Annotated in this window: 9 protein-coding genes; 5 read left to right on the top strand and 4 right to left on the bottom strand. The window is 45.8% G+C overall.

The window, feature by feature from the left end; genetic code table 11:
• Positions 1-39: 39 nt before the first annotated feature.
• Entirely contained in the window at positions 40-225 is a 186-nt protein-coding gene (locus tag DOM22_RS11210; RefSeq protein WP_142700460.1) for a hypothetical protein, read from the bottom strand.
• 149 nt (positions 226-374) lie between these two features.
• Positions 375-2,738 (bottom strand): NADP-dependent malic enzyme, encoded by a 2,364-nt coding sequence (locus DOM22_RS20200; RefSeq protein ID WP_142700459.1) that lies wholly within the window; start codon positions 2,736-2,738, stop codon positions 375-377.
• A gap of 504 nt (positions 2,739-3,242) precedes the next feature.
• Between DOM22_RS20200 and DOM22_RS11200 the strand changes: the two genes are divergently transcribed.
• The 3 genes from DOM22_RS11200 to DOM22_RS11190 all read left to right on the top strand — a co-directional run bounded on the left by DOM22_RS11200 (position 3,243) and on the right by DOM22_RS11190 (position 8,230).
• Entirely contained in the window at positions 3,243-4,205 is a 963-nt protein-coding gene (locus DOM22_RS11200; RefSeq protein ID WP_142700458.1) for an HNH endonuclease, read from the top strand.
• Between the two features lie 348 nt (positions 4,206-4,553).
• Positions 4,554-5,897, top strand: coding sequence for a thiolase family protein (locus tag DOM22_RS11195; protein WP_142700457.1), 1,344 nt, complete (start codon positions 4,554-4,556; stop codon positions 5,895-5,897).
• Between the two features lie 182 nt (positions 5,898-6,079).
• On the top strand, positions 6,080-8,230 hold the full coding sequence (locus tag DOM22_RS11190; protein WP_142700456.1) for a 3-hydroxyacyl-CoA dehydrogenase NAD-binding domain-containing protein: 2,151 nt from the start codon (positions 6,080-6,082) through the stop codon (positions 8,228-8,230).
• Between the two features lie 154 nt (positions 8,231-8,384).
• Here DOM22_RS11190 and DOM22_RS11185 read toward each other — a convergent pair whose 3' ends face one another.
• On the bottom strand, positions 8,385-9,185 hold the full coding sequence (locus DOM22_RS11185; protein WP_142700455.1) for a TIGR02147 family protein: 801 nt from the start codon (positions 9,183-9,185) through the stop codon (positions 8,385-8,387).
• 212 nt (positions 9,186-9,397) lie between these two features.
• Between DOM22_RS11185 and DOM22_RS11180 the strand changes: the two genes are divergently transcribed.
• Together DOM22_RS11180 and DOM22_RS11175 are read left to right on the top strand one after the other, a co-directional pair.
• Positions 9,398-10,084, top strand: coding sequence for a HAMP domain-containing sensor histidine kinase (locus tag DOM22_RS11180; protein ID WP_142700454.1), 687 nt, complete (start codon positions 9,398-9,400; stop codon positions 10,082-10,084).
• Positions 10,085-10,280: 196 nt separating this feature from the next.
• Positions 10,281-10,550: a hypothetical protein gene (locus DOM22_RS11175; RefSeq protein WP_142700453.1), complete on the top strand. Its 270-nt coding sequence runs from the start codon at positions 10,281-10,283 to the stop codon at positions 10,548-10,550.
• A 9-nt stretch (positions 10,551-10,559) separates the two neighbouring features.
• Here DOM22_RS11175 and DOM22_RS11170 read toward each other — a convergent pair whose 3' ends face one another.
• The gene (locus DOM22_RS11170) at positions 10,560-12,365 is read right to left on the bottom strand and encodes a glycoside hydrolase family 15 protein (protein ID WP_142700452.1); all 1,806 of its coding nucleotides are present in this window, start codon (positions 12,363-12,365) and stop codon (positions 10,560-10,562) included.
• Between the last annotated feature and the right edge of the window lie 45 nt (positions 12,366-12,410).

The following is a 12,410-nucleotide window of genomic DNA, read 5'->3' as shown; positions in this document are numbered from 1 at the left end:
GATTCCCAGGGATGGTTTTATTGTTTTGAAAAATTGATTTTAAGTTTTCTTGAGGGGTTTCGTCTTGGGAGTTTTATTTTTAAAATGATTTACCAGAGTACTCAGACTGCTTTCAAAGCTGCGGGAATTGATTTCTTTATAACCATACTCTAAGGGATTGCCTGTGGTCATCGCGGGAACTGCGTCGATAATTTTTTTAACCTGAATGTTTTCCGGACGGCTCATCTAAACCCCTCTCGTTAGTATTAGTTTAACGTGTAGGGGTGACTATTGCAGGACGAACTGGTCAAGCTTGTAAAGATGCATACTTTGATAAAAGAAAAGCCCGTGTAATTAACACGGGCTTTAAGTTTTATGACCACATTCAAAGGAGCTTACTGTTTTTTTGCTTCGCGGGACTTCAAAACATCTTTGATGAATTGAGCTTCCAGTGCCGTGAATACTACTGAATTCACGATACCATCCACTGTCGTCGTTCTTTGCAAAACGTTGCAAGATCTGCGAACTCCCGTCAAGAAAGGCCCGATCACTTCCACTTTACCCACTTGTTGGATCAATTTGTAAGCGATGTTGGACGACTCTAAATTCGGGAAGATCAAAATGTTTGCGCCACCTTTAAGATCAGAGAACGGGAACAAGCGTTCCATGATCTCTGGATTCACAGCTGTGTCCGCTTGCATATCACCATCAACCATCAGGCCAGGGCGATTTTTCTTAACGATCTGAGCCGCTGTTTTCATTTTGCATGGAGTGCCTTCAGCGCCGCTGAAGTTTGAGTACGAAAGCATCGCGACCTTTGGTTCAATACCAAAGTACTCAACAACTTTCGCAGCTTGCATTGCAATTTGCGCGCATTGTTCGGCCGTTGGGTTGAAGTTCACCGTCGTATCTGCAAGTACCAGGAATTTGTCTTCAAGTAAGATGAAGTTCAAACCGGCGGGGATGCCGTTTTGGTAAACTCCCACAGTCTGCAAGATTGGTTTTACAGCGTCTGCATAATTCACAGAAGCCCCATTCACCACGCCATCAGCGTCTCCCATGGTAACCATCATCGCTGCAAAATAGTTTGGATCCGCCATCAAGCGCTCAGCTTCGCGCATGTTGATACCTTTACGCTGTCTTAGCGAGTAAAGTTTTTCAACGTACGTAAAGAATTTTGGATAAGTCGCGGGATGAATAACCGGGACGTCATTCAGCGCCGGGATATCCAAGGCCTGGATTTTTTCTTTCACGCGGTCTGGGTAACCCAATAAAATCGGCTGGCAGATTTTTTCTTCCACCAAAGTGGAGAGGGCTTTAAGAACCTTTGTGCTGGTGCCCTCGGGGAATACGATGCGAGGAAGTTCTCCTCCCATCGCTGTCGCGTTTTGATGAACGCGGTTGATGGCCGAGCGGATGAAAACTTTCGACGGACCTTGAAGCGCTTCCAAAGTTTCGCGGTAGTGATCCCAATCTTCGATCGTTCTTGTTGCGACACCTGTTTTGATTGCAGCTTTTGCTACTTCAGGAGCAACCCAAAGAAGGACGCGAGTGTCGAATGGTTTTGGAATTAGGTATTCGCGACCGAATTTAAATGTTTTGCCACCGTAAGTCGCCGACACGCGGTCTGGAACTTCTTCGCGCGCAAGTTTCGCTAGAGCATGAACGGCGGCTAATTTCATTTCTTCGTTGATCTGAGTTGAACGGGTGTCCAAGGCTCCACGGAAAATAGATGGGAAACCTAAGACGTTGTTCACTTGATTCGGATAATCTGAACGGCCCGTGGCAATGATAGCGTCTGGACGAGCCGCGCGTGCCTTGTCTGGTGTGATTTCTGGTTCAGGATTTGCCATCGCAAAGATGATTGGATCCTTCGCCATATCTTTCAGCATTTCCGGAGTCAGTGCTCCTGCCACAGAAAGACCCACGAATACGTCAGCACCATGCAAAGCTTGGCTGAGTGTGCGTACTTCTGTTTCTGCTGCAAAATACTCTTTGTATTTATTCATCCCCGCAGTACGACCTTTGTAGATCACGCCCTGAGAGTCACACATGATGATATTTTCACGGCGTGCGCCCAATGAGATAAAGATTTTTGCGCAAGAATTCGCAGAAGCACCCGCACCGTTTACCACGATCCGTACGTTTTCCATTTTTCTGTTCGTGATGGATACGGCATTCAGTAAGGCTGCTCCCGACACGATCGCAGTTCCATGCTGGTCATCGTGAAATACCGGGATTTTCATTTCTTTTTTCAAGCGCTCTTCGATTTCAAAACATTCTGGAGCTTTGATGTCTTCCAGATTGATACCACCGAATGTGGGTTCCAGTGTTTTGATCGCGTTACAAAATGTGTCCACGTCATTTGCATCCACTTCGATGTCGAATACGTCAATGCCGGCGAATTGTTTGAACAGAATTCCTTTGCCTTCCATCACGGGTTTCGAAGCGTGAGGGCCGATGTTGCCCAACCCCAGAACCGCTGTTCCGTTAGAGATAACTCCCACCAAGTTTCCTTTGGCAGTGTAGTCGTAAACTTTGGAAGAATCCTTAGCGATGACTTTACAAGGAGCTGCTACTCCTGGGGAGTAGGCCAGCGCTAGGTCTTTTTCAGACATACAGGGTTTGGAAGAGATCACTTCGATTTTTCCGGGCTTACCGCGGCTGTGATATTCCAGAGCTTCTTGGTCGAAGTTGTTTGTCGCGTGTTTTGCTTCTGTGGCGGCTTTGTCTGAGTTCTTGTTTAATTCTTTTTCCAAGGAAATTTCCTTTCGCAGTCTGCGCTCCGATTGGGCCGGAGCATGCTCCTTTTTCGCGAGGGAGATTTTTAGAAATTTTCTAAAGCTTTTCAGCGTTTAGCTCTCTCGCGAAATAAGTGCAGTTACTCTATAAAACCTTTACAGAGGGGGTCAATACGTGGGGGTGATTGGCGCGGGTAGCAATGCCATGACGCATGCCGCTTTTCGCTCGCGAGAAGAGATTCTGCCTGCGAAAGTGGCGTTTCTGGGAACAGTGTAACCGTCGGTTGGCGATCTATATGTGACAATTCATCCGTGTTGAATGCGTTTACGTCTTTTTCCTCGATGGAAAAATGATGCGCTAAGCAACCGGAGCGGCAGTGAAAGTTGCTGATTTGTGATGTTGTGCCGGAGGTGTCCGAATTTAGTTTGTGCATTTTGATTGTTTTGAACGTGAGAGATGTAAAAGTCGGCTTCACAATTGCTGTTCGATAGATCGACAAATTCTGTTTTGTGGAGATTGTAATGAGTGGTCTGTCGTTGGTGAGTAACCAAGATCTTGAGAGTAGTTTAAAAAGTCTTGTTCGAAAAGAGCGGATGTTGCTTCATTTAATATTGGAACATATCAGGGAGATTGATGCGCGAAAGATCTATTTAGAACGAGCTCATTCTTCGATGTTTCATTATATGATGAGTGAACTAGGTTACTCGAGTTCAGCTGCGATGCGAAGATTGGATGCAGCGAGAATGTTAAATGCTGTTCCTTCACTTGCAGATAAAATTCAGCAAGGAGATGTGAACTTAACCCAGGTGGGTGAGCTTTCCAGGGCAATCAAAGAAAAAGAAAAGAGTGGATTTAAGGTTTCCGATGAAGCCAAAATTCAAATCCTAGATCAGATTTCTGGATTAAATAGTGAGGAAACTCAAAAGGTCGTGGCCTTGAGTTTGGATGTCGATTTGAGGGAGCCGGAGAAAGTTAGAGTTCAAAAAGACGACTCCGTTCATCTATCGATTACGTTGACTCGTGAGCAGTATAATCTGCTCACCAGTTGTAAAGATAAGGCTGCGCATAGCCTTCAGCTCGCTGATGGAGATTATTCTTGGGCTAAGGTTATCGAAGTCGTTGCGGGCCAATACTTAGATTCAAAATTATTTATTTCGAAAACCGTGAAAAGTTCGCCAAATGTCACAGACGGTGATGCAATTCACAAGGATGTTAATAGTAGTGATGTTATCAAGTCAGACAATAAATCCCTCACCCTAAAAACACGCAGATATATTCTTAATCGCGACAAATGTTGCCAGTACAAAGACAAACATACGGGGCGGCAGTGCCGGAGTACCTACGGTTTGCAAGTGGATCATATCGTTCCGCGATGGAGTGGAGGAACTCATGCGCCTGCGAATTTGCAGGCGCTCTGTGGTGCTCACAATAGTCTTAAATATCGTGAGGAGGCGGGTATAAAACTCCGGCGAGTTTCGAGGTGACTGCGACGAGAATTAAAAGTGCGCACAAGACCGAATCGCAGGATTATTGAAAGCAGCTTCGTCGCTGAGTGACCCCTTGCTCTTTTGCGGTGAGGCACGTGTGAAACATAAGTCTTCAGGTGCGGCAAGCCTGGACCCGAGCGTGCTTTAAACTAGAGCCGTGGTTCTAGTTTCCCTCGTAAAAACTGAGAAAGTGTTTCGAAAAAGTCCCTCGACCCCCTGAGGGCATTCGAGAAAGGTTGTCGAAACTAGACCTCACTTCGTAATTCTGCGTTTGTGTTTGGTCCTCACATGGAAAACCTGTACGATTTTCAGTGGTTAGTCAGAATTACCCAACAGGAGTTTTCTATGAAGTCACCACGTGATGTGGTTCTCGTTGAAGGTGTGCGTACACCATTCGCAAAATCAGGTACAAAACTTAAAAAAGTTCACCCAGCACAGTTGGGACAAGTTGCGCTTAAGCAATTAATCGCGCAAACGAACTTGGATGTAAATTCCGTTGATGAAGTGATCATCGGAAACACTGGTAATCCACCAGATGCTGTGAATATCTCGCGCGTTGTTGCTTTGAATGCAGGTATCCCGATGAAAACATCGGCGTACACCGTTCACAGAAACTGTGCTTCAGCACTTGAGTCGATCTCTAACGGTTTTGAAAAAATCAAATCCGGCACGATGGATGTTGTGATCGCGGGTGGTACTGAATCCATGTCGCAAATCCCAACTCTAGCGCCGCAAAAATTCCAAGACATCTATGAAAAACTTTTCGCGGCAAAAGGTCCAAAGCAAGCTTTGCCATTGTTGTGGAAGCTTTTTAAAGCAGACGTCAGTCAAATCAAAGCGCTTCTTCAAGGCAACATGAGAGATCCCTATTTCCCACAAATCGGTGTGATGTTGGGTCTGACAGATCCTTTCGTAGGGATCAACATGGGACAAACAGCTGAGATCCTGGCAAAAGAGTGGGGCTTGAATCGTCAGATGCAAGATGCTTTCGCTCTTCGTTCCCATCAGTTGGCTTCCAAAGCGATGAAAGAAGGTCGCATGAAGGAAGAATCAACTCCCGTGTACTTGGCTCCTGAATACAAAGAAGTGATCTCTGAAGACATCGGTCCTCGTGACACTCAAACTATGGAAGCACTAGCGAAATTGAAGCCGTTCTTCGATAAAGCAACAGGGACAATCACAGCTGGTAATTCTTGCCCAATTACAGATGGTGCCGCGATGGTGCTTTTAATGTCTCGTGAGAAAGCAGAGCAAGCAGGTTACAAACCTCTGGCTACAATCCGTTCTTACGGCTTCGCAGGCCTGGAGCCAGAGCGCATGGGGCTGGGCCCGGCGTACTCAACACCACTTGCACTTAAGCGCGCAGGTCTTTCTTTGAAAGACATCGGTTTGGTAGAGCTAAACGAAGCGTTCGCCGCTCAAGTTATGTCCTGCCAAAGAGCCATGGATTCTGACAAATTTGCCCAAGAGAAACTTGGCTTGTCTGCAAAAGTCGGAGAGATTCGTGACGAGATCCTAAACGTTAACGGTGGCGCGATTGCATTGGGTCATCCAGTAGGTGCGACAGGGACTCGTATCGTATTGACTCTTGCGAAAGAAATGAAACGCAGAGGCGTACAGCACGGTCTTGCAACACTTTGCATCGGTGGCGGTCAAGGTGGTTCTATGATTCTGGAGAATGAGGGCTAGCACTAAGGGGGTCGATGAAAACGACCCATCTGACTGCGTGTCGGGCGCGGTCCTCGCTCCAGCGTACTGTAAGTACGCCTGCGCTGCGGTTCGTGCCCTCCGCCTTGCATCTGGGTCGTTTTGGTCGACCCGATTGTATTTGAGGCGGTAAAAAACTGATTAGCAACTTAGGAGTTTGCAAAATGTCTATGCTAGAAAGTATCAGAATTAATCCACAAGGTGAAATCGCAGTTGTTGAGTTCGATCTTGTGGGTGAAAAAGTTAATAAATTTTCAACACCGGTTATGATGAGACTGAAAGACGTCGTTGAAGAACTACGTAAGTCTTCTTACAAAGCGGTGATCTTTAAATCCATGAAGCCGAAAATCTTTATCGCTGGTGCTGACATCGAAGAGATCAAAGGCATGACGACGAAAGAACAATTCAACGACGCGGTTAAAGCCGGTCAAGAAATCATGAATATGGTTGAAGACCTCCCAATGCCAACTTTCGCGTCTGTAAATGGCGCGTGTATGGGTGGTGGTTGTGAGTTCATCATGTCTTGCGATTACCGTATCGCTTCCGATGATTCCTCAACGAAAATCGGTCTTCCAGAAATTCAATTGGGTATCTTGCCAGGTTTTGGCGGTACTCAACGTATGCCTCGTATCATGGGCTTGCAAGCGTCATTGGATATCATCCTTGCTGGTAAGGCAGTGAATTCTAAAAAGGCATTGAAATCAGGCCTAGTGGACAAAGTCGTTCATCCGAACTTGTTGGATGAGCAAGCGATCAAATGGGCGAAAGAAGTCATCGCAGCTGGCGGTCAAAAACGTCGCAAGAAGTTCCAACCGCAAGGTTTGGTCAATAAAGTTCTTGAAGGCCCAGCAAAAGGCATTGTGTTTAAGAAAGCCCGTGAAGGCGTAATGAAAGCAACCAAAGGTCACTATCCAGCTCCACTTAAAGCATTGGATGTGATTCAAAAAACTTACGGCATGAGCGATCGTGATGCGGGTATGCGTATCGAACGCGAAGGCTTCTGTGAGTTGGGTGTCACGGCGGAATCTAAAAACCTGATCCACGTTTACTACTTAACTGAAATGGTTAAAAAGCAAACCGGCGTATCAGGTGTGAATGTAAAACCGAAAGAAGTTAAAGGCCTGGGTATCTTGGGTGCTGGTACCATGGGTGGCGGTATCGCTTACGTTGCGGCAGATAAGGGCATTCAAGTTCGTATGAAAGACTTGAATCCAGATGCGTTGGCAAAAGGTTTGAAGCACGCCAGCGACCTTTGGATGAAGTTGGTAAAACGTAAATCCATCGACAAATATCAATTCCAACAAAAAATCGACGCAGTATCAGTAACAACTGATTACTCGGGTTTCAAAAACCTGGATGTGGTTGTCGAAGCGATCGTTGAAGACATGGGTATCAAGCAAAAAGTCATCGGTGAGTGTGCAGGTCAAATGCGCCCTGACGCGATTATTGCGACGAACACGTCTTCTTTGTCAGTGACTGAAATGGCCAAGGGTCATCCACGTCCTGAATACTTTGCAGGAATGCACTTCTTCAATCCGGTAAATAAAATGCCACTTGTTGAAGTTATCCGCGGTGAAAAAACATCTGACGAAACTATCGCGACTATTTTTGAACTCACTAAGAAAATGGGTAAAATGCCTGTCGTGGTTAAAGACGGCCCGGGCTTCCTTGTGAATCGTCTTCTTTTGCCATATATGGCGGAAGCTGCTTGGTTGATGCAAGAAGGTATGAGCATTGAAGTCGTAGATAAAGCCTACGTAAAAGAATTCGGAATGCCAATGGGTCCATTTGAATTGATGGATGAAGTTGGTTTGGATGTTTGTATCAAAGTTCTAAAAATCTTCAAAAAAGCATTCGGCGAGCGCATTGAAATGGCGCCTTGTATGGAAGCTCTTGAGAAGTCAGGCCGCTTGGGTCGTAAGAATGGTAAAGGTTTCTACACTTACCAGGCTGATGGCAAACGCGGTGACGTCGATCAAACAGTATATGGAGCATTGGGCTTGGGTTCGCCAAGTAATCCTCTGCAACCAAAGGAATGCATCGAGCGCGGTGTGTTCGCGATGGTGAATGAGTGCTCGCTGGCCTTGATCGAAGATCATATCGTTGAACTTCCTCACGAAGTTGACTTGGGTATGATCATGGGTACAGGCTTCCCACCATTCCGTGGTGGCTTGCTTAAGTATGCCGACAGCATTGGCTCGCAATATATCGCTGATCAATTGGCGACATATGCTTCCAGCCGCAATGCTAAACGTTTGAAGCCAGCAACGCCACTGGCGAACATGGCTAAATCAAACGCTAAGTTCTACAAGTAATCGCCATCAGTAAGGGCTCTATCAAGAAATTGGGGAGCTTTGTTGGGACTGCGAAAACTTGGAAAATATCCTTACTAAACCGAAGCCGGAGTGAAATCTCCGGCTTTTGTTTTTGCACGCGAGCTACGCTTGTTAACAAACAAGCGAGCGAAATCTAGTACTCGAACAAATCAATATTCAAGCAGTAGGAAACCTCAGGCGTGTCTTTCATCGATTGATTCAAGCGTTTGATTTCTTCAAGCAGTTGCGCGCGCAGTTTGATCGCAAGATCTTTTGAAATTGCCATGGGACAAGTGTAATGCAGATGATTTTCGTTATAGTGATCCATGCGCTGAATGGCACGCTGACGCCAATTTTGATGATGACGGAAGATCAATGGATCAGACGCATCCAGGTGAGTGTAGCCGCGGCGGTATCTTAAGCCGTCATCAAATTTACCCACCAAACCGACGTCGATTAAAAATTGCACGACAGCTTCCACGCGAGGCTCTGGCACGTCCAATTTCATGGCGATGTCTTTGATGCTGCGACCTTTTTCGGTAGGCACAAGATTGCGAACAGCCGTGTAAAGCCAATTCGAATAATAGACCGCCTTTTGCTGGTCCGTCAGATGGCGATCGGTGCTGACTTTCGCAGAAACATGTTTTGATTCCGCTTGAAGGGCGCGCAATCTCATCATCAAACGTTCACGCAACTTCACGGTGCCCACGCGGCCGATGTCGACGAGAACCAACAGATAGTCTGTTTCTTTCTCTGTCAGTCCCATGTCTAAAGCCATCTCATAAGCTTGCTCAGAGGACAGATGTTTGGTGCCTGCAAGGATTTGAGTCAGATAGGAGCTACTCATATTGGCAGAAGCCAGGAGTTGTTTGCGGCGGCCCGATGCCTGGTTTTCTTCTAAGGCCAAAAAAGCCTTCAAATAGGTGCGATAGTCTTCGTACTCAAAGATGTTCATGGGCCGTCCTTGGAGGGGGGTGTCCGTCTCCGATATATATAAATCTTAGTTTAAAACCTCATAAAATCAATAGGTTAACGGTGAAAATCCGAATACCCGGACTTTACTAACAGTAAACCGAAAGGCCCTGTTTTTAACTTCAGGTAAGTCGCTTAAAGCATTCCCCGAGGTTATCTTAGCTTCACCAGATAACTGGTAACAAAGAGGCGATTATGAACACAGCAATCAAGCTAAAAGAACATTCAAAGGTACGCCAAGCGGCTCATGATATCCGCTCGCCGCTATCTGCTTTGAATATTCTTGTTAAGACTTGCGGTGATTCATTGTCAGAGGAAGCTAAAGCATTACTTGAAGCTTCTATTAAAAGAATTAACGAGATTGCAGCGGATCTTCTGGCGATCGAAGAGTCTTCTCAAGAAGGATCTGTAGAAATCACAAGCGGCAAACGGATGAGTGGAGCAGAGCTTCAAGCGTCACTTCAAGGTCTAGTGAGCGAAAAACGTGTGCAAACTCAATGTGAAGTCGTTCTTCATGCCAACCTTAAAAATGTATCTGCATCGGTTGCGCTGCCAAGAACTTATTTTGAAAGAATCGTTTCTAATCTTGTCGATAATTCTATCCAAGCCATGGGTGAGAGAGCTGGGCGAATTCAGATCATGGTAACGGAGAATATCGACGGCTCCCTTTCGATCCAGGTCCATGATAATGGTTCTGGCATTCCTTCGCACCGTCTGCCTCTGTTGGGTCGTAAGGGAGCTACTTTTCGTAAAGGTGGTACAGGGCTTGGTTTGTATCACGCAAAAACTGTTATTAACCACTTCGGTGGCGAAATGGGTATCATCAGCGAGGAGGGTGTGGGCACCATGATTAAAATCAAATTGCCCCGCCGCTTATCATAGTCCTGCATCCTTCTCGAATTTTTGAAAGAATACATATTTAGAACGCGCCTTATTGGAATTACTATAGGGAATGCATAGACGACTTCTCACGGGCATTATCTTCGCGCTCACTTTGACTTCAAGTCTGGAGGTCTTTGCGCAAACATCCACTCATACAATCATGGTTGACCGGGTTTTTAGCGCGAGATCGCGTTCGATGTCTTATCGCTATTTGGTTCGCATCAGTTGTCAGCCGGCCGGAGAGAATATCATTCGCAGGCCAGCAAAGAATGCTTCTTTTAAATGGAAAATCGGCGCGGAGAAAGGCTCCTCGACAACCGATTCAAATGGACGGGCAGAGTTCACTCAAACAGCTTTTGATGGCAATCTGACCGAAACGATGGAGATCGAATATCAAAAGCAGCATCTGGTTTTTTCCACCCCCAAAGGGCTCCAGACAGTCACTGTTCAGCAGGACTGTCGCTGATAAAAATCTTTAAGATAAAAACGGCGGTTTCTTTCTGGCTTTATCAATCGCATAAGCGCAGTTGATCAGGCCGACATGACTGTAAGTCTGGGGGAAGTTCCCCCATTGACTGTTGTTTTCAACGTCAAAGTCTTCAGCCAACAAACCCACCTGATTCGAAGCTGTTGCGGTGATGTGGCGCAGAAGCTCTTCCGCTTTGTCTTCTTGTCCTGTGGCTGCAAGGGCCTCGATATACCAGAAGCTGCAAACCAGAAACGCTGATTTTTGCAAACCAAAATCATCGACATGGGCATAGCGAACTAAGAACCCTGGAGAAATCATCAATTCCTTTTCCACTGCGGCAATCAGATCTTTTGCAAGCTCCGGTGGTTTGTCGTGGAAGTAGCCAATCGTAATGAGTTGCAGAATGCTTGCATCCAATTCCTCACTGCCAATAGCTTGCGTGTAGGCTTTCTTTTCTTTTGAATAACATTCTTCAATAAGTCCTGCAGACCGTTTCAGTGCGGCATCCGCACGCTGTTCTAAACTCTGATCACCAAGCTTGCGCGCGACAGATCTTGCAGCTGCGCTTCCAGCCCAGTGGAACATCAATGCATAAGAGTGCAAGGCTTGCTTGCCACGGAATTCCCAAACTCCGTTGTCGGGAGTCGTCATATATTGCTCGATATAGCTTAAGGCTTTTTCTACCAAGCGCAACGAACGACCTGTTTTCGAATTTACACGTTCATCCGTGTAAAGCTTAAACAGAGCCATCAAAATCTGCCCATAGGCATCGTGCTGAATTTGCTCTGCCGCTTGATTTCCGATGCGCACAGGTTTGTTACCCATGTATCCATCTAGAGGTAAAATAAGTTCTGTGAGATCTGTCGATCCATCAATGCGATAGCACGGCTGATATGTTTTAGAATTTTGAATCTCGATATTTTCGATGAAGTGCGCGTACTTCTCCATCTCTTCGAAATGTCCTAAAGAATTGATCGCCGATAAAGTGTAATAGGTATCGCGTAACCAACAGAAACGATAGTCCCAGTTACGTCCCTCATGAGGAATTTCTGGAAGACTTGTTGTTGCCGAAGCGATGATCGCGCCGGTGTCCTCGTACTGATGAATTTTTAACGCAAGGGCCGAGCGAATCACTTCGTTTTGGAAAACTTGTGGAAGATGACAGTGTTCAATCCATTTTTGCCAATAATTTTCTGTGCGTTTGAAGAAATCTTCAAATGTGGTCTCCAAAGGACCTTCTAGTGGAATGCCCCATGAAAGTACAAAATAAATATCGTCGTCAAGATAGAAGGGTTTTTCTTCTTGGACATATGTGAGAGGAGCGTTCGTTGTCAGACGTACTGGATTTTCAAGTCCTTCGTAGCGAATGTGATTACTTCCCATTAAACTTCCAGGAACGATCTCACCGTATTTTCCAACAGGTTTGCATTTTGCAACAATGCGCGGACGCCCAGAGACTTTTTTTACTTTTCGAAAAAGCATCAAGGGTTTATGATATCTTTCGAATAGAGTGAATCTGGGTGCAAAATCAATCACATCGTATGCACCTTCTTTCGTCTCGATACGAGTACGAAGAATATTGGTATTCTTGAGATAGCTTTGATGGGAATTAAAACTGTCAGAGTGAGGTTTAAGAGAAAACTCTCCGCCTCGGTCTTTATCAAGCAAGGAACCAAAAATAAAACTAGAGTCGAACCTTGGCCAACACATCCAACTGACGTTGGTGTTTAGATCTACCAGCGCTAAGAATGCGCAATTTCCGATCAGGCCTTGTTGATATCGATGATTTTTTAATTCTGCAGTAGAGTTCATCGCGAAACCTTTCTGTGATGCAACTCTGATTCTAAACGGAGGAAG

Origin of the sequence: Bdellovibrio sp. ZAP7, assembly GCF_006874645.1 — a bacterium.
In the GTDB taxonomy this organism is placed as follows: Bacteria; Bdellovibrionota; Bdellovibrionia; order Bdellovibrionales; family Bdellovibrionaceae; genus Bdellovibrio.
The sequence above is the reverse complement of the archived record's forward strand: the minus strand, read 5'-3'. Positions and strand labels throughout refer to the sequence as shown.